Annotated in this window: 19 protein-coding genes and 3 tRNA genes; 20 read left to right on the forward strand and 2 right to left on the reverse strand. The window is 59.5% G+C overall.

The features are described from left to right. Window positions 1-341: 341 nt before the first annotated feature. Both glnA and RIB87_RS00505 read right to left on the reverse strand, forming a co-directional pair. Window positions 342-1748, reverse strand: coding sequence for a type I glutamate--ammonia ligase (glnA, locus tag RIB87_RS00500; RefSeq protein ID WP_350142369.1), 1407 nt, complete (start codon window positions 1746-1748; stop codon window positions 342-344). 207 nt (window positions 1749-1955) lie between these two features. Then, window positions 1956-2294 carry a P-II family nitrogen regulator gene (locus tag RIB87_RS00505; protein WP_350142371.1) on the reverse strand — a complete coding sequence of 113 codons (339 nt, stop codon included), beginning with the start codon at window positions 2292-2294 and terminating at the stop codon, window positions 1956-1958. Between the two features lie 362 nt (window positions 2295-2656). On the opposite strand from RIB87_RS00505, the gene RIB87_RS00510 reads away from it, so the two are divergent. The 20 genes from RIB87_RS00510 (at window position 2657) to nuoE (ending at window position 23677) form a co-directional block, all read left to right on the forward strand. Then, complete coding sequence (locus tag RIB87_RS00510; RefSeq protein WP_350142373.1) at window positions 2657-3823, forward strand: aminotransferase; 1167 nt, start codon at window positions 2657-2659, stop codon at window positions 3821-3823. 50 nt (window positions 3824-3873) lie between these two features. Beyond that, window positions 3874-5433 carry an acetyl-CoA acetyltransferase gene (locus RIB87_RS00515; RefSeq protein WP_350142375.1) on the forward strand — a complete coding sequence of 520 codons (1560 nt, stop codon included), beginning with the start codon at window positions 3874-3876 and terminating at the stop codon, window positions 5431-5433. Window positions 5434-5443: 10 nt separating this feature from the next. Further along, window positions 5444-6424 (forward strand): MBL fold metallo-hydrolase, encoded by a 981-nt coding sequence (locus tag RIB87_RS00520; protein WP_350142377.1) that lies wholly within the window; start codon window positions 5444-5446, stop codon window positions 6422-6424. Between the two features lie 3 nt (window positions 6425-6427). Beyond that, complete coding sequence (locus RIB87_RS00525) at window positions 6428-7012, forward strand: histidine phosphatase family protein (protein WP_350142379.1); 585 nt, start codon at window positions 6428-6430, stop codon at window positions 7010-7012. A gap of 24 nt (window positions 7013-7036) precedes the next feature. Beyond that, window positions 7037-8542, forward strand: coding sequence for an NAD(P)H-hydrate dehydratase (locus RIB87_RS00530; protein WP_350142381.1), 1506 nt, complete (start codon window positions 7037-7039; stop codon window positions 8540-8542). Beyond that, complete coding sequence (locus RIB87_RS00535; RefSeq protein WP_350142383.1) at window positions 8535-9059, forward strand: GNAT family N-acetyltransferase; 525 nt, start codon at window positions 8535-8537, stop codon at window positions 9057-9059. Before RIB87_RS00530 ends, RIB87_RS00535 begins: the two co-directional genes overlap by 8 nt. Window positions 9060-9136: 77 nt before the next feature. Continuing rightward, a tRNA-Leu gene (locus RIB87_RS00540) sits at window positions 9137-9221 on the forward strand. A gap of 126 nt (window positions 9222-9347) precedes the next feature. Next, a complete protein-coding gene (gene tig, locus RIB87_RS00545) occupies window positions 9348-10820 on the forward strand; it encodes a trigger factor (RefSeq protein WP_350142385.1) in 1473 nt (490 codons plus the stop codon). Between the two features lie 402 nt (window positions 10821-11222). After that, on the forward strand, window positions 11223-11861 hold the full coding sequence (locus RIB87_RS00550) for an ATP-dependent Clp protease proteolytic subunit (RefSeq protein WP_350142387.1): 639 nt from the start codon (window positions 11223-11225) through the stop codon (window positions 11859-11861). Between the two features lie 308 nt (window positions 11862-12169). Continuing rightward, a complete protein-coding gene (gene clpX / locus RIB87_RS00555; protein WP_350142389.1) occupies window positions 12170-13447 on the forward strand; it encodes an ATP-dependent Clp protease ATP-binding subunit ClpX in 1278 nt (425 codons plus the stop codon). A gap of 228 nt (window positions 13448-13675) precedes the next feature. After that, complete coding sequence (gene lon, locus RIB87_RS00560) at window positions 13676-16156, forward strand: endopeptidase La (protein ID WP_350142391.1); 2481 nt, start codon at window positions 13676-13678, stop codon at window positions 16154-16156. Window positions 16157-16485: 329 nt separating this feature from the next. Continuing rightward, a complete protein-coding gene (hbs, locus tag RIB87_RS00565) occupies window positions 16486-16761 on the forward strand; it encodes a non-specific DNA-binding protein Hbs (RefSeq protein ID WP_350142393.1) in 276 nt (91 codons plus the stop codon). 218 nt (window positions 16762-16979) lie between these two features. Next, window positions 16980-17055, forward strand: a tRNA-Val gene (locus RIB87_RS00570). Between the two features lie 222 nt (window positions 17056-17277). Next, the gene (locus tag RIB87_RS00575; protein WP_350142395.1) at window positions 17278-19671 is read left to right on the forward strand and encodes a hybrid sensor histidine kinase/response regulator; all 2394 of its coding nucleotides are present in this window, start codon (window positions 17278-17280) and stop codon (window positions 19669-19671) included. Between the two features lie 71 nt (window positions 19672-19742). Then, window positions 19743-19819: transfer RNA gene (locus RIB87_RS00580), tRNA-Asp, on the forward strand. Window positions 19820-20171: 352 nt separating this feature from the next. Beyond that, complete coding sequence (locus RIB87_RS00585) at window positions 20172-20537, forward strand: NADH-quinone oxidoreductase subunit A (RefSeq protein ID WP_350142397.1); 366 nt, start codon at window positions 20172-20174, stop codon at window positions 20535-20537. Next, window positions 20528-21130 (forward strand): NuoB/complex I 20 kDa subunit family protein, encoded by a 603-nt coding sequence (locus RIB87_RS00590; protein ID WP_350142399.1) that lies wholly within the window; start codon window positions 20528-20530, stop codon window positions 21128-21130. The genes RIB87_RS00585 and RIB87_RS00590 overlap by 10 nt, the downstream gene beginning before the upstream one ends. Before the next feature lie 65 nt (window positions 21131-21195). Continuing rightward, window positions 21196-21828, forward strand: coding sequence for an NADH-quinone oxidoreductase subunit C (locus RIB87_RS00595; protein WP_350142401.1), 633 nt, complete (start codon window positions 21196-21198; stop codon window positions 21826-21828). Then, on the forward strand, window positions 21825-23051 hold the full coding sequence (locus RIB87_RS00600) for an NADH-quinone oxidoreductase subunit D (RefSeq protein ID WP_350142403.1): 1227 nt from the start codon (window positions 21825-21827) through the stop codon (window positions 23049-23051). The genes RIB87_RS00595 and RIB87_RS00600 overlap by 4 nt, the downstream gene beginning before the upstream one ends. Further along, on the forward strand, window positions 23048-23677 hold the full coding sequence (gene nuoE, locus RIB87_RS00605) for an NADH-quinone oxidoreductase subunit NuoE (RefSeq protein ID WP_350142405.1): 630 nt from the start codon (window positions 23048-23050) through the stop codon (window positions 23675-23677). Before RIB87_RS00600 ends, nuoE begins: the two co-directional genes overlap by 4 nt.

A 23677-nucleotide genomic window follows, 5' to 3' on the forward strand; every position in this document is an offset into this window, starting at 1 on the left:
GGTGAGGGATGCGCTTCCATGCGCCTGTAAATCCGCCCGACGGCCTAATCTCCTCTGGCTTTTCAACGCACCCGTTTAAGGGCCTCGTTTCGTCGTGTCTTGTGTTATGCGGCTGCACTTTGCGTGGGTGGCGTCATCTTCAAAACCTCCCTTGTTTGTGTTGCCCAAAGTCTGAATCTCTTTGCGCTGCAGCATCAAGAACTATCGAGTCAGCCATGTTGACCGATATGGCAAACACTGAGTCTTTGCGCGATAATCCGCACACAAATAAAAAAGCCGGGGCGTGTGCCCCGGCTTTTTCTGTTTGCGCTGCACAAGAAGCGCAGCGGTTATGCGTAGCCTTAGGCCGAGTAGTACATATCGAACTCAACCGGGTGCGGTGTCATTTCATAGCGCATGACCTCTTCCCACTTCAGTTCCATGTAACCATCGATCTGGTCGTCGGTGAACACGCCGCCCTTCTTGAGGAAGTCGCGGTCCGCGTCCAGCGAGTTAAGAGCTTCGCGCAGTGAGCCGCAAACGGTCGGCACATTGGCAAGTTCTTCAGGCGGCAGGGCGTACAGATCCTTGTCCATCGGCTCGCCGGGATGGATCTTGTTTTCAATGCCGTCGAGGCCCGCCATCAGCATGGCCGTGAACGCCAGATACGGGTTGGCGGTCGGGTCAGGGAAGCGGATTTCGATGCGCTTCGCCTTGGGGCCTGAGCCATGCGGAATGCGGCATGATGCAGAGCGGTTGCGGGCCGAGTACGCCAGCAGAACCGGTGCTTCATAGCCCGGCACCAGACGCTTGTAGGAGTTGGTGCTGGGGTTGGTGAAGGCGTTGATGGCCTTGGCGTGTTTCAGAATGCCGCCAATGTAGTAGAGGCACATGTCTGACAGGTCAGCATAGCCTGACCCGGCAAACAGCGGGTTGCCATCTTTCCAGATCGACTGGTGGCAGTGCATGCCGGTACCGTTGTCGCCAAACACGGGCTTGGGCATGAACGTGGCGGACTTGCCATAAGCATGTGCCACGTTGTGAACCACGTATTTGTAGATCTGCAGCTTGTCAGCCACACGCACCAGCGTGTCGAACTTCATGCCCAGCTCATGCTGTGCAGCCGCCACTTCGTGGTGGTGCTTTTCAGTATCGACGCCCATTTCCTTCATGACCGTCAGCATTTCAGAGCGCAGATCCTGCGCGCTGTCCACCGGGTTCACGGGGAAGTAGCCGCCCTTGGTGCGCGGACGGTGACCCAGGTTGCCGATTTCATATTCGGTGCCGGTGTTGGTCGGCAGCTCGACTGAATCAAGACGGAAACCCGTGTTGTATGGGTCGGATGAGAATTGCACATCGTCAAAAATGAAGAACTCGGCTTCCGGGCCGAAATAGGCTGTGTCGCCAATCCCGGTCTGCTGCAGATAGGCCAGAGCTTTTTTCGCCGTTGTGCGCGGGTCACGTTCATAGGCCTGACCGGTTGGGTCCACGATGTCGCACATGATGGCGAGCGTGGTCTGCGCATAGAACGGATCGATGGTGGCAGTGTCTGGATCCGGCATCAAAACCATGTCGGACTCGTTGATGGCCTTCCAGCCGGCAATCGACGACCCGTCAAACATGGTGCCGTCTGCGAACAGATCCTCGTCCACGAGGTCTGTATCGAAAGTGACGTGCTGCATCTTGCCACGCGGATCGGTGAAGCGGAGGTCAACATACTTGACGTCCTTCTCCTTGATCATCGCCAGAATTGAAGCGGCATCGGACATAGGCGTTATTCCTTTCCTTGTGGTCTTAAAGCGCGACGGCCCCTCACTGGAGCTGTCGGTGCTGGTACGTCCGCCATGCAGGGGCACAAGCCCCTGCATGGCGATTTGAAACTCATGAACCTTGGGCAGATATGCCCTCAGCCCCCCGATTTTGGCCTGCTGCCGTGCGTGCCAGCAGCGCGACCGGGCCTCGCTATCACGCGAAGCCTAAATAGCAGCGTCGCCGGTTTCGCCGGTGCGGATCCGCACGGCTTCCTCGACATTGGTAATGAAAATCTTGCCATCGCCGATGCGCCCGGTGCGGGCCGCAGCCTGAATGGCTTCGAGCGCGGCTTCCACCTGCTCGTTGCCCAGCACGATTTCAATTTTCACCTTCGGCAGAAAATCCACCACATATTCAGCACCGCGATAAAGCTCCGTATGGCCCTTCTGGCGGCCAAAGCCTTTGGCTTCGGTCACTGTAATGCCCTGCAGGCCCACGTCGTTCAAAGCCTCTTTTACTTCGTCGAGCTTGAACGGCTTGATGATTGCCTCGATTTTTTTCATGCCTCTTGCGGGCCTCCCTCTACGCAACCCATGCCCGACAACCGCTCCGGACACGCAGGGAACCAGTACCGGTTCCCATGTGCCCGCATATAGCACGCCTCATGCCAGTCAGGAGCAGGCCGGAAAGTTGTTTGGAATCAGATATTTCGTTAATGGCGGATTGAGGCTTCACGGCAGGCGAAATGGTTTTCGCCCACTATTTAATCATAGAGCACAAATTGTAGGCATCTAGATAGCCCGTTTAATAGCCATTTCCGCTGCCCGGCGTGTCATCGCCGGGATGCGTCATGGGTTGCCAACAATCAGGCGTTGCTGGCATGTGAGCGCGGCACTTCTTCAAACAGGACTCCGCGCTGCACCCGATGAAAGCCCCCAATCCAACATACGGGTCTCAAGGCACCACCATCTTTGCCGTGATGTCAGGGCTGGCGACTGAGGCCGGAGCCATCAATCTGGGGCAGGGTTTCCCGGACGACGAAGGCCCCGCCGACATTCGCGCTGCTGCCGCCCGTGCCATCACCGACGGCCCGAACCAGTATCCGCCGATGATGGGTATGCCGGAACTGCGCGAGGCTGTGGCAACCCACGCTCAACGCTTCTACGGGCTTGATCTGGACTGGCGCACGCAGGTGCTCATCACGTCCGGCGCAACGGAGGCATTGGCTGCCTCACTGAGTGCGCTTCTAAGCCCCGGCGATGAAGCCATTTTGATTGAACCGTTCTTCGACACGTATTTGCCTGTCATCGAGGCGGCAGGTGCCACCGCACGCTGCGTCAAGCTGCACCCGCCGACGTGGCATCTGGACCTCGACGAGCTTGCCTCAGCGTTTAGCGCCAAGACCAAACTCATTCTGGTCAACACGCCTCACAACCCCATTGGCCGGGTTCTCGACGCTGCCGAACTCAGCACCATTGCCGAGCTGTGCCAGCGCCATGATGTGGTGGCCGTGTGTGACGAAGTGTATGAGCACATGGTCTTTGACCGTCTGACGCACAGCCCGCTGATGACCATGCCCGGCATGGCAGATCGCGTGGTGCGAATACAGTCAGCAGGCAAGATATTCTCCCTCACCGGCTGGAAGGTGGGCTTCATCACCGGCTCTGCGGAGCTTGTGAGCCTTGTCTCGAAGGCACATCAAAACCTTGTGTTCACAACGCCGCCCGGCCTGCAACTCGGCGTCGCCTACGGGCTTGGGAAGGAAGACGCTTTCTTCCGCGATCAGGCTGGCGATCTGGCAGCCAGGCGCGACATCCTGCGCAGCGGCCTTGAGAAGGTCGGCTTCGATATCAGCCCCTGCGAAGGCACGTATTTTCTGACGGCGGACATCCGCCCTTTCGACACCGATGAAACCGACGATGCGTTCTGCCGCCGCATCACCACGCAGGCGAAAGTTGCTGCTGTACCCATCAGCGCATTTTACGCGCCTGCATCGCCGGACATTCCGCGGCATTACATTCGCTTTTGTTTTTGCAAACGCCCGCAGGTGCTTGAAGAGGCATGTGACCGCCTCTCGCGCTATCTGGGCTGACGTGACCCGCTTTAGCTATTCGCCATAATCCAGGAAACTCAGGAGACATCATGCCCGAAGCAAACACCCCCATTCTCGTCGGCGGCGGCCAGATCACCCAAAAGGGCGTGGCCGTGGCCGATGCGCTCTCACCCATGGGCCTGATGGCAGAAGCGGCCAGGCGTGCGCTGGCTGACTCACAATGCGGCGACGCGCTGACCAGGGCGCTGGATACGGTCGCGGTGGTGCGCTTCACGGCAGATTCGCCCGAAGCCGGACGCCTGCCGTTTGGCCAGTACACCAACGCACCGCGCACGCTGGCCAACGAGCTTGGTGCCAAGCCCACCCGTGAGCTGTACACCGCCACCGGCGGTAACACCCCGCAATGGCTGGTCAACCGCACCGCCGAGGAAATTGCCAATGGCGAAACCGATTGCGCGCTGCTGGCAGGCTCTGAAGGTCTGGCAACCATGCTCTCAGCCCTCAATCAGGGTGAGAGCCTGACATGGGGCGATGATCCCGGCGGCGAACCAACGCATATTGGTGTTGAAAAACCCGGCGTGAACGAAATGGAACGTCGCCACGCCATGTTTTTTCCGGTCAACACCTATCCGCTGTTCGAAAACGCTATTCGCGGTCAGCTTGGCCGCACGGTCGCTGACCATCAGCTTGAGCTTGGAAAGCTGTTTTCAAAGTTCACCAGGGTGGCAGCAGACAACCCGTATGCATGGTTCCCCACGTTCCGCTCGCCCGAAGAAATTGCGACTGAAACCCAGACCAACCGCTATGTCGGCTTTCCGTACACGAAGTATCTCAACTCAATCATTCGCGTCGATCAGGCGGCGGCCGTTGTGATGATGAGCGTCGGCAAGGCGCGTGAGCTTGGCATTCCCGAAGACCGCTGGGTCTATCTGCATGGCTGTGCAGACGCCAACGACCTTTGGTATGTGTCAGAGCGCGTGAACTATCATTCGTCTCCCGCCATCCGCACCATGGGCCGCAAGGCGCTGGACATGGCCGGTATGTCCATCGGCGATATGGAGTATCTGGACCTGTATTCGTGCTTCCCGTCTGCCGTACAGATTGGCGCGCAGGAACTGGGCCTGTCGCTGGATGACCCGCGCCCGTTCACCATCACCGGCGGGCTTCCGTATTTTGGCGGTGCAGGCAACAACTATGTGATGCACTCCATCGTCACCATGCTGGACAAGCTGCGCGCCAAGCCCGGCTCAAAAGGCATCTGCACGGCCAATGGCTGGTTTGTCACCAAACACTCCATCGGTGTGTATTCAACGCAGCCAAAGGAAGGTGCGTGGCAGCGTGAGAACCCTGCCACCTATCAGGCCGAGCTTGACGCGTTGGATCACCCCACGGTGGATGAAGCCCCACAGGGCAACGGCAAGATCGAGACATACACCGTTGTGCATGGCCGCGAGGGTGCGCAGTTTGGCCTTGTGATCGGCCGCAAGACCGACTCCGGCCACCGCTTCGTGGCACATGTTCCCGCTGACCCGGCGCTGCTTGAAACCATGAAACAAAAAGAGATGCTGGGCGCGCCCGGCACCGTCGAACCCGCCAAAGAGGGCCCCGATGGCAAACCCGGCGTCAACATCTTCACACCCGCTGCATAGGAAAACACACATGATCATCCGCATCGCCAAAAGACTTGGGAGTGCCGTTGCTCTGACGCTGCTCCTTGCAGCCTGCGACATCGGCGAGATCACGCCGGTTGAAACGCAGGGCTGGCGTGATGCTGCGGATGCACCCCAAAGCTGGGACGAAGTTGTTGCAGACCCCGTCGCTCTCGACGTAACCGCCTATGTTACCGGCGAGGTGCTGGCCGGCCCCGGCATTCTCATTGACCCGGATGTGGAAGGCGTGCCGGCCGAGTATGCGCAGGACATATGGGTGCCCGCCATCAGCTATCTGGTGACGCACCCAAGCGGCAAGCGCGTGCTGCTAGACGCAGGCCTCAAGGCGGGTGATTGCAGTTACTCGGTGGTGATGGTCATCTCCATCGGCTGCCGCAATGTGGTGGGTCGCGATGTTGTCACGCAACTGGCGGCTGATGACATCGACAGCATCGACTACATATTCATCTCGCACTTTCATGGCGACCACGCCAGCGGGCTGGAACAGGTGCTGGCGCGTTACGACCCGGTTGTGCTCACAACCGACGCGGAGCTTGACGGCATCCAGAGCATGACCCGCGAACTGGCAGGCTATAAGCGCAACCAGCTTGCCGCCGACATGCGCGTTGAAACCATGGATACGCACCTCCTCGACATGCAGCATCTAAAAGCGGCTGATCTTTTTGGCGATGGCTCACTGTGGCTGCTGTCAACGCCCGGCCATACGGCGGGCCATGCCTCGGCTTTGCTCAACACACCTGATGGCCCAACGGTGTTGACGTTTGATGCTGCCCACCTTGAAGCCACCTACACCTACACGGCCCCCGGCGGGCTTTGGTATGACGTAGAGGCGGGTGCGCAAAGCATTGAAGGTCTCAAGAGCCTTGCAGCGTCGCTTGCCGGTGCGCGCGTGCTGTTTGGCCACGAACCCACGCAGTGGACGCCGGACACCCACCGCGTTGCCCTCACATCACCCACAACAGGCGAGTAACCCATGGCGCGCATTTACATGATCCGGCACGGCAAGGCGGCGGCCGGCTGGGCGGCAGACCCTGACCCCGGCCTTGATGCCGAAGGTCAGGCGCAGGCGGAAGCCGTTGCAGAGCATCTTGGCCCGGCCCTGTCCGAAAAGGCAGGCCCGTTGCCGGTGCTCACAAGCCCGCTTAAGCGCTGCCGCGAAACCAGCATCCCGCTGGCCCGCATGTGGTCGCTGGTGCCGGTAGTAGAACCGCTGGTAAGCGAGATACCGTCGCCTACGGACGATCTGGAAGCGCGCGGCGCGTGGCTGCGACGCATCATGCCTGGCACCTGGGCCGATATTGCAAAGGATCAGACCTCCGGCACTGTCGATTTTACCGGCTGGCGCGATGCGCTGGTGCAGCGGCTTCAACGGATCGAACAGGACACGGTGATCTTCAGCCACTTCATTGCCATCAACGCTGCGGTGGGGGCAGCAAAAGGCAACGACAGCGTGGTCGTGTTCAGACCCGACAACTGCTCCGTAACCCAACTCGAAACGTCATCTGACGGTTTGCACGTAGTGTCACTGGGCCGCGAAGCAGATACGGTGGTTCGCTGATTTCAACCTGCGGGGGAGGCGGACATGCGCAACGACATATCTTCCGGCCAACCCGGCCCGGCGCTCCTCACGACCGAAGAAATGTATCGCGCGGATGCGTATGCCGTTAAGGCAGGCATCCCCGGCCGCACCCTGATGGAAACCGCAGGCACCGCCGTGGCGGATGCCATCTGCGACCGCTGGGACGCGCGCCCCACTGCCATCCTGTGTGGCCCCGGCAACAACGGTGGCGACGGGTTTGTGGTTGCACGCCTGCTGGCAGACCGCGGCTGGCCGGTAACGCTCTCCCTGCTCGGCGATATCACCAACCTCAAAGGCGACGCGGCGCTGGCAGCGGCTGACTGGTCCGGCGCAACGCAGCCGCTGACCGGCGACAGCACGAACGGCGCCGGGCTGATTGTGGACGTGCTGTTCGGGGCAGGCTTGTCGCGTCCGCTGGAAGGCGTTGCAGCTGATCTGGCGCGCGCCAGCCATAGTGCGGACGTGCCCGTGGCGGCGGTGGATGTGCCAAGCGGCATCAATGGCAACACGGGTGAAGCTCTGGGGGATGCTTTTGCCGCTGACCTCACCGTCACGTTCCACTGTGCCAAGCCTGGCCATGTACTGATGCCGGGCCGCGTGGCCTGCGGCGAACTGGTGGTGGCCCCTATCGGCATACCTGATGCGGCAATCGCCGAAATTGCGCCGACCATTTTCCACAACATGCCTGACCTGTGGCGCGATGTTTTCCCGGTCCCGCGCAATGACGGCCATAAATACGCGCGCGGTCATGCGCTGGTGGTGAGCGGTCCGGCCACAAAAACCGGCGCGGCCCGGCTGGCAGCCCGCGGTGCGCTGCGGGCGGGGGCGGGGCTTGTGACCGTTGCGACACCGCCGGATGCTGCCGCAGAAAATGCCGCCCACCTGACCGCCATCATGCTGGCTGAGTTCGACGGTGCGCCCGGGCTCAAAAGCATTCTGGAAGACAAGCGCAAGAACGCCGTACTGATCGGGCCGGGCAGTGGGGTTGGCTCCTCCACCCGCGCCCGCACCCACGCGGCACTGAAAATGGGACCGGCAATGGTCATCGACGCTGATGCGCTGACATCGTTCGAGGATGACCCGGCAAGCCTGTGGCGCGACTTCAATCAACCGGTTGTCCTCACCCCCCATGACGGTGAGTTCGCCCGGCTGTTCCCTGACCTGACGCACCACCCTGACGGCAAGCCGGGCCGCGTGCGCGAAGCGGCAAGGCGCAGCGGCGCTGTCGTGGTGCTCAAGGGTGCCGATACGGTCATCGCCGACCCTGACGGACGAGTGGCCATCAACTCAAACGCCCCGCCGACGCTGGCCACGGCTGGCTCCGGCGACGTGCTGGGCGGTTTTATTCTGGCGCATCTGGCGCAGGGCGTGCCGGCGTTTGAGGCCGCATGCATCGGCGTCTGGCTGCATGGCGAAGCAGCCACACTGTTCGGCCCCGGCCTGATTGCCGAAGACCTGCCTGAAATGCTGCCGGAAGTGCTCGAACAACTGGAGGCAGACCTTGGCTAACGGCGACACACACATTCGGCCCGCCACGCCAGACGACTGGCAGGCGATTGTCGATATCTACAACCACTATGTGACCGATACCCCGGCCACGTTTGATATCGAGCCGCACACGGTTGAGACCCGTATGCCCTATTTGTCACAGTTTGCCGATACCGGCCCCTACCGCCTGATGGTCGCCACCCGCGCCGGTCGGGTCATCGGCTATGCGGCGTCAGTGCAGTACAGCGCACGTGCCGCCTACGACCAGACAGTAATGGTCAGCATCTTTCTGCATAAGGACGAGCGGGGCAGGGGCACCGGCAAAGCCCTCTACAGGCACCTGTTTGCCGCTCTCGACGGCGAGCTTATCCACAGACTGGTAGCAGGCATTACACAGCCCAATCCGGCCTCTGAGGCGCTCCATGCAGGCTTCGGGTTCTCCCAATGTGGCCTGTTCGCCGAAGTGGGCTTCAAGTTTGGCCGCTACTGGGATGTGGGCTGGTATGAACGACCGTTCAAACAGCCTGTCAAACAGTAGCTGAGCAATCTCGCGTGATGGCTGTTTGCGTGCGGGCTTTCATGGTGTAGAAAGCGCACCGCCCGTCAGGCGGGTATGCGGGCGTGGTGGAATTGGTAGACACGCAAGATTTAGGTTCTTGTGCCGCAAGGTGTGGGGGTTCAAGTCCCTCCGCCCGCACCAACTCCTGACACTCTAATTTGCTGGCTTTTGGGCGCGCACCCCATGCGCTGCCCGTCATTCAAGCCCAGCGTCACGGCACCGGACATATCTGTCTGGTGCGCCATATGAAACGGAATTGAGACGTCTATGCAGGTCACCGAAACCCTCTCCGAAGGGCTCAAGCGCGAATTCAAGGTTGTTGTCGAGGCAGCCGAACTCAACACCCGCCTGGATGCCAAGCTGGACGAAATCAAAGGTCAGGTGCAGCTCAAGGGCTTCCGCCCCGGCAAGGTGCCCAAAGCACACCTGAAAAAGACCTATGGCAAGTCCGTGATGGGCGATGTCATTCAGGAGACCGTCGGCGAAACCTCCCAGAAAGCGATTGAGGAAAAAAACCTCAAACCCGCCCTGCAACCCAATATTGAGCTTGAGGGCGACGTGGAGCCCGTGATCGAGGGCACCGCTGACCTCGCCTACAAGCTGACCTTCGAAATCATGCCCGATTTCGACCTGCCGGACTTCTCAAGCCTCAAGCTGACCCGCCCGGTTGTGGAAGTCTCCGACGAGGAGATTGACGAAGCGCTGGGCCGCATGGCCGCCCAGCAGCAGAGCTATGAGCCGAAGGATGACAAGGCCAAGGCGGATGAAGGCGACCGCCTGACCATTGATTTCCTTGGCAAGATCGACGGCGTGCCGTTCGACGGCGGTGCCGCTGAAGGCGCGTCACTGGTCATCGGCTCGGGCCAGTTCATTCCCGGCTTTGAAGAGCAGCTCAAGGGCGCCAAAAAAGGCGACGAGGTGCTGGTCAAGGTAACCTTCCCTGAGGAATACGGTGCTGAGAACCTGGCCGGCAAGGATGCCGAGTTCGACGTGACCGTGCAGGAAGTGGCAGGCCCCGCTGAAACGAAAATCGACGATGAGTTCGCCAAACAGATGGGCCTTGAAAGCCTCGATGCATTGAAAGAGGCCCTCAAGGGCCGCATGGGCGAAGATTATGCCCGTATCTCGCGCAGCCGCGTGAAGCGCTCCCTTCTGGATGAACTGGACGGCATTACCGATTTTGAACTGCCGCCGACAATGCTGGAGCAGGAGCTGGAGCAGATCATCCAGCAGGCGCAATCTGAGAAGGCACACAGCGCTGAGGACTATGATCCTGAGCACGATCACGATCATGACCACTCGGACGTTGAAATCACCGACGAGGAGCGTGACGAGTACAAGACCATTGCCGGTCGCCGTGTGCGCCTTGGCCTGCTGTTGTCAGAGGTTGGCTCGCGCAACGAAATTACCGTGACGCAGGAAGAGGTAAACCGCGCTATTGCCGAGCAGGCCCGCAATTATCCGGGGCAGGAACAGCAGGTTTTCCAGTTCTACACCCAGAACCAGCAGGCCCAGGCTCAGCTTCGTGCGCCACTGTTTGAAGACAAGGTGGTGGATTACATCCTTGAGCTTGCCAAAGTGACCGATGAAAAAGTCACCCGCGAAGCCCTGCTCGAAGACCCCGACGCGCCTGCGGAAGATGCCGTGGATGCAAAGGACGACAAGCCCAAAAAGAAGAAAGCCGCTGCCAAAAAGAAGACAGCGACAAAAAAGAAAGACGCCAAGAAAAAAGACGACTAGGTGCAGGCACGCAGCGTCCGGCCACCAATTCCGGGATGTTCCCGTTCCAGTGGCAACCCATCCAGTGTCACCCCGAACTTGATCCGGGGTCCAGAGCGGCCCGGATCGCTGTTGCAGGTGGCTCAGGATTCCACGACCAGGTCGTGGAATGGCAAAAAGGGGGGGGGCTTAGTCGAAACTGAACCATTTCCCGGCACTGCGCTTTCCCGGGTCAGGTCCGGGTGACGGGAGCTTGGTGTGAATGCCCCCTTGCGGTTTCATTGCCCCGATAAATTGCCGGGCGGGATCAAAGAATCCTGCGTGCCTTTACGGTTTGGCCAGCAAACCCTATTTAATGTGCAGCATCGCGATTCCGCGCGTCTTGCCTCCGCTTACCGCCTCCGCAACAAGGACCACGCCCACATGAACGATCCGATCGAAACCTATATGAACCTTGTGCCGATGGTGGTTGAGCAGACCAGCCGGGGCGAACGCGCCTACGACATTTTCTCGCGGCTGCTGAAAGAACGGATCATTTTCGTGACCGGCGGCGTGGAAGACGGCATGGCCAGTCTGGTGACGGCGCAGCTTCTGTTTCTCGAATCCGAGAACCCGAAAAAAGAAATATCGATGTACATCAACTCGCCCGGCGGCATCGTGACCTCCGGCATGGCGATTTACGACACCATGCAGTTCATTCGCCCGAAGATCTCCACATTGTGCATAGGTCAGGCGGCGTCCATGGGATCCTTGCTGCTCGCGGCAGGCGAAAAGGACATGCGATTCGCGCTGCCGAATGCGCGCATCATGGTTCACCAGCCATCAGGCGGCTTTCAGGGCCAGGCGTCGGATATCGAGATTCATGCCCGCGAAGTGCTCGCGTTGCGTGAGCGGATGAATGACATCTACGTGAAACACACAGGCCAATCCATGGACGCGGTTCAGGAGGCACTGGAGCGGGATAACTTCATGACACCTGAATCTGCCAAGGATTTCGGTATCATAGACGCTGTTATGGACAGCCGACCCGGCGATCCTGCCGACGAAGCCAAGGCCGCCTGACCCAAAAATCCGCCTGTTTCGGGTCAGTTTGCAGGCCTGCCTTGATTTTGTGCACCTTGATTAAGGTAAAGGCCGCTCCACCTTGTTCTTAACCGGGTGTTGATCGGCCTTTGTCTATCGTGGTCGAATGAAACCTTGGGATTCGCCGGTGCCGCTTTTCCTGTTGCCGACCGTTCATATTGGCTGGCTTAGCATTTGCAGGATTTTCAGGCGCACTTTGGCGCAAACGAACGAGACAGCGGCCACTACTGGTCGCGCAGACAAATCGGAAGAACCCCAGATACCGGGGCCACTTGGGAAAAGTCTTTATGAGCAAAGTCACCGGCGGCGGCAGCAGCGATCCAAAAAACACTCTCTACTGCTCGTTCTGCGGAAAGAGCCAGCATGAAGTGCGCAAGCTGATTGCCGGGCCAACGGTTTTCATCTGTGATGAATGCGTTGAACTGTGCATGGACATCATCCGCGAGGAAAACAAATCCTCGCTGGTGAAATCCACTGACGGTGTGCCGACGCCCGCCGACATCAATGCAGTGCTCGATGAATATGTAATCGGTCAGGCCCATGCCAAGCGCGTGCTGGCAGTGGCTGTGCACAACCACTACAAGCGGCTTGGCCACGCCTCCAAGAACTCCGAAGTGGAACTGGCCAAATCCAACATCTTGCTCATTGGCCCCACGGGCTGCGGCAAGACGCTGCTGGCACAAACGCTGGCACGCATTCTGGACGTGCCGTTCACCATGGCCGATGCCACCACCCTGACCGAAGCAGGCTATGTGGGCGAGGATGTTGAAAACATCATTCTCAAGCTGTTGCAGTCTGCCGACTACAATGTGGAACGCGCTCAGCGCGGCATCGTTTACATCGACGAAGTGGACAAGATTTCCCGCAAGTCTGACAACCCGTCCATCACCCGCGACGTATCGGGTGAGGGTGTGCAGCAGGCATTGCTGAAAATCATGGAAGGCACCGTTGCCAGCGTGCCGCCTCAGGGCGGGCGCAAGCACCCGCAGCAGGAGTTCCTGCAGGTTGATACAACCAACATCCTGTTCATATGCGGTGGTGCATTTGCGGGGCTTGAAAAGATCATCGGCAAGCGCGGCAAGTCCACATCCATCGGCTTTTCAGCCCAGGTGGAAGCCGAAGACGACCGCAAGACCGGCGAATTGCTGAAAGGCATTGAGCCCGAAGACCTGTTGAAGTTTGGTCTTATTCCTGAGTTTGTCGGCCGCGTACCGGTTCTGGCAACGCTGGAAGACCTCGATTCCGACGCGCTCATCCAAATCCTCACCGAGCCCAAAAACGCGCTGGTGAAGCAGTATCAGCGTCTGTTCGAGATGGAAGACACCGCCCTGACCTTCACCGAAGAAGCGCTCAAGGAAATTTCACTGAAAGCCATTGAGCGCAAGACCGGTGCCCGTGGTCTGCGCTCCATCCTTGAGGCCATTCTGCTTGAAACCATGTTTGAGTTGCCGGGCCTCGATGGTGTGGAAGAAGTGGTGATCTCCGGCGATGTCGTCGAAGGCCGTGCTCAGCCACTTTACATCTATGCCGAGCGCCCGGCTGAAGAAGCAGACGCAAGCGCCTAGTACATTTGTGTCAGCGCGCGCGGGACACCACCTGGCCTTGAAGCCCCGCGCCGGCGCACCAGATATAGAGGCGTAGCGCGGTGCGTCCTGCACGGCCGCAGCTTCTCATACGTGTTGAAATCCGGGTTTTGATGCCCGCCGTCGCCTGATCTTTGGCGGGGGCAGAGCAGCAGCGTTAAGCCCGCCAGGATGCCTCATGCGAGGGTCCGCAACTCAAGGTGACTTTGTATGTCTGATAGTCCCGAAACACCAAAAGAGACCGCCGCTCCGGCGACGTCATCCAACGTGAAGGACGTGACGCCCCGGCCCGAAGGCCTGCCCGTCCTGCCGCTGCGTGACATTGTGGTGTTCCCCCATATGGTGGTGCCGCTGTTTGTCGGGCGCCCCAAGTCCGTTCGTGCCCTCGAAGATGTGATGGCGGACGACAAGCAGATTTTGCTGCTGACGCAAAAAGACGCGTCCAATGATGATCCGTCCACGGACGATATGTACGAGATTGGCGCTGTCGCCACAGTGCTGCAGCTTCTCAAGCTGCCCGACGGCACCGTCAAGGTGCTGGTCGAAGGCGTGCGCCGTGCGCGCGTAACCGAGTTTGTGCCCAACGATGATTTCTTCCAGGCCCGCATGGCGGTGCTGGATGACGACGTTGATGGCGAAGCTGAAATCAACGCTCTCAAGCGCTCGGTCACCGGGCACTTTGAAGAGTATGTGAAGCTCAACAAGAAAGTACCTCCGGAAGTGGTGGTGTCCGTCGGCCAGATCGCGGACGCCTCCAAACTCGCAGACACTGTGTCGTCGCACCTCAATATCTCGATTGCTGAAAAGCAGGAACTGCTGGAGCTCACCAGCATCCGCGAGCGGCTGGAACGCATCTTCGGCTTCATGGAAGGCGAGATCAGCGTCTTGCAGGTGGAAAAGGAAATCCGCAAGCGCGTCAAAACCCAGATGGAAAAGACGCAGCGCGAGTACTATCTGAACGAGCAGCTCAAGGCGATCCAGAAGGAACTGGGCGAAGGCGAAGACGGCAAGGACGACGTTGCCGAACTCGAAGAGCGCATCAGCAAGACCAAGTTCTCGAAGGAAGCCAAGGAGAAGGCCACTGCCGAGCTGAAAAAGCTCAAGCAGATGAGCCCGATGTCGGCTGAGTCCACGGTGGTGCGCAACTACCTGGACTGGATGCTGTCTATCCCCTGGGGCAAGAAGAGCCGCGTCAAGAAAGACCTCAACGCCGCTGAGAAGGTGCTCAACGACGACCACTACGGCCTGGAAAAGGTCAAGGACCGCATCCTCGAATATCTCGCGGTTCAGCAGCGCACGAACAAACTGCGCGGCCCCATTCTGTGCCTCGTCGGTCCTCCCGGTGTCGGCAAGACCTCGCTTGGCAAGTCCATTGCGAAAGCAACCGGACGTGACTTCGTGCGCATGTCGCTGGGCGGTGTGCGGGATGAATCCGAGATCCGTGGCCACCGCCGGACATATATAGGCTCAATGCCCGGCAAGATCATCCAGTCGATGAAAAAGGCCAAGTCCACAAATCCGCTGTTCCTGCTCGATGAAATCGACAAGATGGGTCAGGATTTCCGTGGTGACCCGGCATCGGCGCTGCTTGAGGTGCTTGACCCCGAACAGAACTCGACGTTCTCGGACCACTACATGGAAGTGGACTACGATCTGTCGAACGTCATGTTCGTCACCACCGCAAACACTCTCAATATGCCGCAACCTTTGATGGACCGGATGGAAATCATCCGTATTGCGGGGTACACGGAGGATGAGAAGGTGGAGATCGCCCGCCGTCACCTGATCGAGCGCCAGATCAAGGCGCATGGTCTGAAAAAGGGTGAGTGGGAAATAAGCGACGATGCCCTGCGCACGCTCATTCGCCGCTACACTCGCGAAGCCGGTGTGCGCAACCTTGAGCGTGAACTGGCCGGCCTCACCCGCAAGGCGATCAAGGCCATCCTCACCAGCGACGTGGACAGGGTGTCAGTCACCGACGACAACCTTGAGGAGTTTGCTGGTGTGCCCAAATACCGCTTCGGTGTGGGCGAGGAAGAAGATCAGGTGGGTGCCGTCACCGGCCTTGCCTGGACGGAAGTGGGCGGTGAACTGCTGACCATCGAAGGTGTGATGGTGCCTGGTTCCGGAAAAATGACCACCACCGGCAAGCTGGGCGATGTGATGAAGGAATCCATCGGTGCGGCGTCTTCTTATGTGAAGGCGCGGTCCGCTGAACTTGGCATCCGCCCGACGCTGTTCCAGCGCAAGGACATTCACGTCCATGTGCCCGAAGGCGCCACGCCCAAGGACGGTCCGTCGGCCGGCATCGGCATGGCGACCACCATCATCTCACTGATGACGGGCATTGCCGTGCGCAAGGACATTGCCATGACGGGTGAAGTAACCCTGCGCGGTCGTGTACTGCCCATCGGTGGTCTCAAGGAGAAGTTGCTGGCAGCCCTTCGCGGCGGCATCAAGACGGTGCTGATCCCCGAGGAAAACGCCAAGGACCTGCCGGAGATCCCCGACAACGTGAAAAACGCGATCGAGATCATTCCGGTGTCCAGCATGGACGAGGTGGTGAAACACGCGCTTATCAGGCCAGTGACACCCCTTGATGCGGAGACGGCGGAGCTTGAAGAAAAAGCCCTGTCTAACATTGCTCAGGGTGCAGGCAGTGCGGGCGAGGGCGCGATACGCGCTCACTAGGCCCACTGGATTGGGTCAAATGGCCTGATTCGAAAAACCGCGGGCGGCGAGACATTTTGGCCTCGTCGCCCGTTTTCGTGGAATGAACCGCTAAGTGCCTGATTTTTAATGACTTCTTGTCAGAGTTTGAGAAGCCAACATCGGCCAGAGAAATATCAGTAAAATCAATGCGTTAGACTTCTTTTGCCCCTCACCGTGAATCGCTGTTTATGGTGCGGCGCACCATCTTTTTTCCCTGTTTTCTGCGGAAAAGCCCTTGGGTGGGCCGAAGCGCGGGGCTAGTCTCAAAAGCCTAAACCGCACCACATTCAAAGCGATGGGGCATCAAAGTGAATAAGAACGATCTGATTGCAGAAGTGGCCGACCAGTCCGGCCTGTCAAAGAGCGACGCCACCCAGGCGGTCGAAAGCGTTTTTGACCAAATCACCAAAACCCTTCAGGGCGGTGATGAGGTTCGGATCGTTGGGTTCGGCACCTTCAGCGTGTCGCAGCGCGCCGCCAGCGAGGGTCGTAACCCCCGCACCGGCGAAAAAATCCAGATTCCAGCCTCCAAGCAGCCCAAGTTCAAGGCTGGCAAAGGCCTCAAGGATGCCGTGAATAGCTGACGCTGTTTGCGCGCCTTACCGCGACGGAACAACACAGCGGCCGGCACACCCTGTTATTGGGTGGCTGGCCGTTCGTGTTTTCGCCCGCTTTTTTGCTGGGCTGTTGCCCGGCCGCAGAATGTTTTGCGCAAAAATCATGACTGACCCTTGGCGAATGGCCGCGGCTGGCGTATGTCCTGCGTGTCGCGCGGCCACGCAGTGGGCTGTAGCGGCCTGTGGGGCGGTTAGCTCAGCTGGAAGAGCATCTCGTTTACACCGAGAGGGTCGGCGGTTCGAGCCCGTCACCGCCCACCATTTTCGCACTTTTGCACCCACGTCAGTCTCGCTGCGCTCCTCCCGTTTATGGTGGAGGGCGAAAAGCCCAGTCCGCGGTCGCGGCCTATGTGTGCACCATTCCGACACCCGTTTAGCGTCGTCTTAACCTCAATCAGTCAGACTTTCCGTCATCACAACCTGCGGCGAGAGTGACAGGCCCGTTGCCGCGCGGGCGTGCCCAATATCAAAAGGCCCCGGCACATGACGGACCGGTCCACCAGCGCCCCCGACACACAGAACACGGGCCTGCCCGATATTGACTGGTTGCCTGCACCCATGTTGCTGCTTGATGGCACCGGCAACTGCCTGGCTGCCTCGCAGGGGGCGGCTGATCTGCTGGGCACCCGCCGCAAAGACCTGCTGAATGACGGCTGGTTGCATCATTTTGAAAATGCCACGGCCAACATCCGCTGGATTGCCTCCATGGCGCGGATTGAAGGCGGAGCACCGGCGCTGGAACTGCATACCGGCCCAACGCGCCGCCGGTTTCGCCTCGCATTCAAGCCGGTGCCCGGTGTGCCCCACACCCTCAGCGTTACCCTTGCTGAAACCACCGCCGAGCGCGCAGCCATTGAGTCCAGTGCGCATCACAAGACCCTGCTCGACCGCGTGCAGAACATCAGCTCCACCGGCTACTGGCGTTACGAAGTGGCGACCGGGCAGGTGGTATGGTCTGACCGGGTGTTCGAAATCCACGGGATGGAGCCCGACCCGGCAGGCGTCACCATTGACCAAGCTGTGGCGGCGTATCATCCCGATGACCGCCAGCGCGTGCGCGATTGCATTTCCCACAGCATCGAAACCGGCGCGCCGTTTGATTTTGACCTGCGCATCGTGCGGGCCGACGGCTCGCTGCGCCATGTCATTGCGCGCGGCGAGGTGGATGGGGCTCACGATATCGGCAGCTGCCGCCTGTTCGGGGTGTTTCAGGATGTAACCGATGAGCGCGACCGCGCGCAGGCTAGCCGCATAACCCAGGAGCGCTTGTCGCTGGTGGTCAAGGCATCCCGCGACGGTGTGTGGGACTGGCGCTATGGCTCGGACGAAGTGTTTTACTCCGACCGCTTCAAGGAGATTTTGGGGCTGTCCGAGCCGGGCAACCTGATGTCAGTCGAGCGCGCCAAATCACTTATTCATCCAGACGATCTGGAAACCTATTCGGCGCTGGTGGTTGCGCATCTTGAGGGTCACAAGCGCTGCGATGCCGAAATACGCCTGATGCAGCCGGATGGCGGTTTTATATGGACAGAGATCAAAGCCGTTGCTGCGTTTGATGACAACGGCAACGCCACCCGCATCGTCGGCACGGTGGGCGATATTTCCGCCCGCAAGGAAGCTGAAAGCCGTATGCGCAAGGCACGTGCTGATGCGCTGGCGGCAAGCGACGCCAAATCGAAGTTTATCGCCACCGCCAGCCATGAACTGCGCACACCCCTCAACGGTGTGCTTGGTATGCTCGACTTGTTGGCGAACGCGCAACTTGATGCAGACCAGCAGCCGCTGGTGGAAACCGCTGCTGAAAGTGCCCGCAGCCTGCTGGCCATCCTCGATGACTTGCTCGACCTGTCGAAACTCGACGCCGACCGGCTTGAACTTAACCCGGTGGCGTTCGACCCCGTGCGCCATGTACAAAGCGTGGTGGACCTGTTCGCGCCTTCCGCCGCCAAGCGCAATGTTGATCTGTTCTTCGATGCTGCGGATAACCTTCCCGAAACCCTGGTGGCCGATCAGGCACGGCTTCGGCAGGTGTTGACCAACCTCGTCGGCAATGCCGTCAAGTTCACCTCCGCAGGGTCCATCCGCGTGAGTGCCGAAGTTATTGAGGCTGAGGGAATTGCCGCGCCCAGCAAGCGACGTCTGCGCTATTGCATCGCCGACACCGGCATTGGCATCGCACCTGAGATGCAGCAAAAGCTGTTTCAGCCATATGCTCAGGGCAGCAATCGCACCGCAGAAACCTACGGCGGCACTGGTCTTGGCCTTGCCATTTGCAAGCAGCTTGTTGAACGCATGGGCGGCACAATCGGCGTTGAAAGCGCGCCGGGTCAGGGCAGCCGGTTCTGGTTTACGCTTGATGCCGTTTCTCCGGATGCCATTACCGACGCCGACGAAATGCCGACGAAGACTGCGGATTCCGTCTGCGAAGAGACTAACCGCTCCTTGCATGTGCTGATTGCCGAAGACAATGCCGTCAACCAGCGCGTGATCACCGCCATGGTGTCGCGCCTTGGCTGTACGTTCGAGGTGGTGACTGATGGTATTGAAGCGGTAGAGGCTGTGCGCCGGGGCAACTTCGATGCAGTGCTGATGGACATTCAGATGCCGCGCATGGACGGTGTTATGGCCACCCGGCTCATTCGCGAGGAAGAGCAGGGGACAGGGCGAGCAGTACCCATTATTGCCATCACCGCCCACGCCATGCGCGGCACACGCGACGACTACCTGAAAGCCGGCATGACCGACTTCGTGCCCAAGCCCATTGAAGTGAAATCACTGGCGCTGGCGCTTCATGCGGTTGCCAAAAAACACGCTCCCGAAGAGGCGCAAACCGCTGCCTCCGATTTATCCCCGGTATCTACCGCTCAGAGCGCTTGACACCGCCGGTCAGAGTGCCCTAGACACGCCGCTCGCACGGGCGCTTTTGGCCCCGCGCGAAGCCCTCATGCGGGGGTGTAGCTCAGTTGGTTAGAGTGCCGGCCTGTCACGCCGGAGGTCGCGGGTTCGAGTCCCGTCACTCCCGCCACTTTTTCTGCCCTTGCGCAGGCAAAAGTGGCCACCCGCATGACCGCCCTTCGGGCCTTTGCAAAACCTCTCTGCACGCCCCTCGGCATAACCCTTCGCTGCGTCTGTTTTTATGCGGCAAATCCATGTCAGTTGCGAGAAGCTCGCAACCATGCGCGATATGCCGTGCCGCCATGCGAAAAAGCAGGCATTTCCGATACTGGTTCGCGTTGAAATGCTGCACCGCGTCGATATAGTGTCGCCACTCTTGGGTGCGGCACTGAATCGCTGTATCGCTGTCTTGAAGTCCGCATGTCTGCCGGGCTAGGCACCCCTTGTAAGAAGCCGATCAAGCTGAGGCGCGACCTGCAACCATGCCCGACCTGCTAGCCAACTATCTGCCGATCATTATTTTCCTCGGCGTATCGATCGTTCTGGTAACGGCGTTTCTCGTCGCCCCGATGATCGTCGCCCCCTCCAACCCGGACCCGGAAAAACTGTCGGCCTATGAGTGCGGCTTCAATGCGTTTGACGATGCGCGCATGAAGTTCGATGTGCGGTTCTATCTGGTGGCGATTCTGTTCATCATCTTCGATCTGGAAGTGGCCTTCCTGTTTCCCTGGGCTATTTCTCTGGGTGAGATCGGGCTGTTCGGTTTTTGGTCAATGATGGTGTTTCTCGGTATCCTCACCATCGGCTTTGTCTATGAGTGGAAGAAGGGCGCGCTGGAATGGGAATAGAAAGCAAAGACGGTGTGCTGGTGCCTGAGGGGTCGCAAGGTCTGATTGACCCCAGGACCGGCTATCTGGCCCGCGCGCCGCAGCCATCTGACGCCGACAATGACCCGCTGGTTCGCCAGATCACCGAAGAGATGGACGACAAGGGCTTTGTCGTCACCAGTCTTGAGGACCTGATCGCCTGGGGCCGCACCGGCTCACTCATGTGGATGACATTTGGTCTGGCCTGCTGCGCCGTTGAAATGATGCAGGTCTCCATGCCGCGCTACGACGTTGAGCGCTTCGGCTTTGCGCCGCGCGGCAGCCCCCGTCATTCCGACGTGATGATTGTGGCGGGCACGCTCACCAACAAGATGGCCCCGGCCCTGCGCAAGGTCTATGACCAGATGCCGGAGCCGCGTTACGTCATCTCCATGGGCTCGTGTGCCAATGGCGGCGGCTACTACCACTATTCCTATTCAGTCGTGCGCGGCTGTGACCGAATTGTGCCGGTGGATGTATATGTGCCCGGCTGCCCGCCCTCCGCTGAGGCGCTGCTGTATGGCGTGCTTCAACTGCAAAAGAAAATCCGCCGTACCAGCACAATCGAGCGCTGAACCGCCCGTAACTTCGGTGTGTCATCTGATGCATCCCTGAAACAAGACCAGTTGGACCTGAATGCATGTCTGCCATTGACGTGACCCCGGACGCAGAAGCCCTCCAAGAACTGTCGGAGCATATTGCTTTGGGTCTTGGCGATACGCTTGAGCGTCAGCGCATTGCGTTCGGCGAGCTTGAAATCAGCGTGCCCGCCGGTGACATCGTCCGGGTGCTGAAGTTTCTGCGCGACGACGCCGGTTGCGAGTTCACAACGATGATTGACATGACCGGCGTTGACTACCCGTCACGCACACGCCGGTTTGATGTGGTCTATCACCTGCTGTCCATGACCATGAACCACCGCATCCGCATCAAGATTGAAGCCGACGAGGAAACGCTGGTACCAAGTGTGGTGTCGGTTTACCCCGTCGCCAACTGGCAGGAACGCGAAATCTGGGACATGTACGGCGTGCAGTTCGCCGGCCACCCGGACCTGCGCCGTCTGTTGACAGACTACGGCTTTGAGGGCCACCCGCTGCGCAAGGACTTCCCGCTGACGGGCTACTATGAAGTGCGCTACGACGATGAACAAAAAAAGGTTGTGTACGAACCTGTGAAGCTGATGCAGGAGTTCCGCAGCTTTGATTACATGAGCCCGTGGGAAGGCGCTGAATATGTGCTTCCCGGCGATGAAAAAGCGGAGCAGCCCAAATGACCATCGCTCCCGTTGACCTGGCCACCGCTGAAGACGGTGCCGAAAAGACCGACAACCTGACCATCAACTTTGGTCCCCAGCACCCGGCCGCTCACGGCGTGCTGCGGCTGGTTCTTGAGCTTGACGGCGAAGTCGTTGAGCGTGTGGATCCGCATATCGGCCTGCTGCATCGCGGCACCGAAAAGCTGATGGAGCAGAAGACCTATCTGCAGGCCGTGCCCTACCTTGATCGCCTCGACTATGTGGCACCGATGAACCAGGAGCACGCTTTTTCTCTGGCCGTTGAACGCCTGCACGGCATCACGGTGCCAAAGCGCGGCCAGCTCATTCGGGTGCTGTATTGCGAGATCGGCCGTCTGCTGTCGCACATTCTCAACATCACCACCCAGGCGCTGGACGTGGGCGCGATGACGCCGCCTGTCTGGGGCTTTGAAGAGCGCGAAAAGCTGATGGTGTTTTACGAGCGCGCGTCTGGCAGCCGTATGCACGCAGCCTATTTCCGCCCCGGCGGTGTGCACCAGGATCTGCCCAACGCCCTGCTTGATGACATCATGACCTTCTGCGACGAGTTCCCGCAGGTGATGAACGACATCGAAGGTCTGCTCACCGACAACCGCATCTTCAAGCAGCGCAACGTGGACATTGGCGTTGTCAGCCGCGAAGAAGCGCTGGCCTGGGGTTTCTCCGGCGTGATGGTGCGCGGCTCCGGCATGGCGTGGGATCTGCGCCGCTCGCAGCCCTATGAGTGTTACAACGAGCTTGAGTTCGATGTGCCGGTTGGCAAGAACGGTGATTGCTACGACCGCTATCTGTGCCGCGTTGAAGAGTGCCACCAGTCCATCCGCATCATGAAGCAGTGCATTGAAAAGCTGCGCAGTGCGGAAGGGCAGGGGCCGGTCTCGTCCACCGATGGCAAGATCGTGCCACCCAAGCGCGGCGAGATGAAGCGCTCCATGGAGGCGCTCATCCACCACTTCAAGCTCTACACCGAGGGCTATCACGTGCCCGCCGGTGAAGTGTATTCATCTGTAGAAGCACCCAAGGGTGAGTTTGGCGTCTATCTGGTGTCGGACGGTTCCAACAAACCGTATCGCTGCAAGCTGCGCGCACCGGGCTTTTCGCATCTGCACGCGATGGATCATATTTGTAAGGGCCACATGCTGGCGGACGTTGGCGCCATTCTGGGCTCTCTTGATATTGTATTTGGCGAGGTGGACCGATGAGCGTCCGGCGTCTGGATGAAAACCAGCCAGAGAGCTTTGAGTTCACTCCTGAAAATCTGGAGTGGGCCAAGGGTCAGATAGCGAAGTACCCGCAAGGCCGTCAGGCCTCGGCAATCATTCCGCTGTTGTGGCAGGCGCAAAAGCAGCACGACTACTGGTTGCCCGAACCCGCCATCCGCTATGTCGCTGAAATGCTCGACATGCCCTACATCCGGGCGCTGGAAGTGGCGACGTTCTACACGATGTTCAACCTCTCGCCGGTGGGTAAGTTCTTCGTGCAGCTTTGCGGCACCACGCCGTGCTGGCTGCGCGGCTCCGACGACATCAAGGCCGTGTGCCGTGAGAAGATCGGCGAGCAGAGCACCGTCTCAGCTGACGGCAATTTCTCATGGCTTGAAGTTGAGTGCCTGGGTGCCTGCGCCAACGCACCCATGGTTCAGATAAATGACGACTACTATGAAGACCTGACGGCGGAAAACTTCGCAAAACTGCTGGATGATCTGGCGGCCGGGCGCGAGGTAAAGGTCGGCCCGCAGGTGGATCGTCAAACATCCGCGCCGGTCGGCGGCCCGACAACGCTGCGCGAAATCCCGCACATCGCTCAAACAACCGGCGGGGAGGCCTAG

Source organism: Pyruvatibacter sp., from assembly GCF_040219635.1.
Classification (GTDB): domain Bacteria; phylum Pseudomonadota; class Alphaproteobacteria; order CGMCC-115125; family CGMCC-115125; genus Pyruvatibacter.

Coding starts and splice junctions, on each gene's coding strand:
- RIB87_RS00530 (WP_350142381.1), top strand. CDS start 7,037: ATGCGCAACGACATATCTTCCGGCCAACCCGGCCCGGCGCTCCTCACG.
- RIB87_RS00585 (WP_350142397.1), top strand. CDS start 20,172: ATGCCCGACCTGCTAGCCAACTATCTGCCGATCATTATTTTCCTCGGC.
- RIB87_RS00550 (WP_350142387.1), top strand. CDS start 11,223: ATGAACGATCCGATCGAAACCTATATGAACCTTGTGCCGATGGTGGTT.
- glnA (WP_350142369.1), bottom strand. CDS start 1,748: ATGTCCGATGCCGCTTCAATTCTGGCGATGATCAAGGAGAAGGACGTC.
- RIB87_RS00590 (WP_350142399.1), top strand. CDS start 20,528: ATGGGAATAGAAAGCAAAGACGGTGTGCTGGTGCCTGAGGGGTCGCAA.
- RIB87_RS00515 (WP_350142375.1), top strand. CDS start 3,874: ATGCCCGAAGCAAACACCCCCATTCTCGTCGGCGGCGGCCAGATCACC.
- RIB87_RS00510 (WP_350142373.1), top strand. CDS start 2,657: ATGAAAGCCCCCAATCCAACATACGGGTCTCAAGGCACCACCATCTTT.
- nuoE (WP_350142405.1), top strand. CDS start 23,048: ATGAGCGTCCGGCGTCTGGATGAAAACCAGCCAGAGAGCTTTGAGTTC.
- lon (WP_350142391.1), top strand. CDS start 13,676: ATGTCTGATAGTCCCGAAACACCAAAAGAGACCGCCGCTCCGGCGACG.
- RIB87_RS00520 (WP_350142377.1), top strand. CDS start 5,444: ATGATCATCCGCATCGCCAAAAGACTTGGGAGTGCCGTTGCTCTGACG.
- RIB87_RS00600 (WP_350142403.1), top strand. CDS start 21,825: ATGACCATCGCTCCCGTTGACCTGGCCACCGCTGAAGACGGTGCCGAA.
- tig (WP_350142385.1), top strand. CDS start 9,348: ATGCAGGTCACCGAAACCCTCTCCGAAGGGCTCAAGCGCGAATTCAAG.
- clpX (WP_350142389.1), top strand. CDS start 12,170: ATGAGCAAAGTCACCGGCGGCGGCAGCAGCGATCCAAAAAACACTCTC.
- RIB87_RS00525 (WP_350142379.1), top strand. CDS start 6,428: ATGGCGCGCATTTACATGATCCGGCACGGCAAGGCGGCGGCCGGCTGG.
- RIB87_RS00505 (WP_350142371.1), bottom strand. CDS start 2,294: ATGAAAAAAATCGAGGCAATCATCAAGCCGTTCAAGCTCGACGAAGTA.
- RIB87_RS00575 (WP_350142395.1), top strand. CDS start 17,278: ATGACGGACCGGTCCACCAGCGCCCCCGACACACAGAACACGGGCCTG.
- RIB87_RS00595 (WP_350142401.1), top strand. CDS start 21,196: ATGTCTGCCATTGACGTGACCCCGGACGCAGAAGCCCTCCAAGAACTG.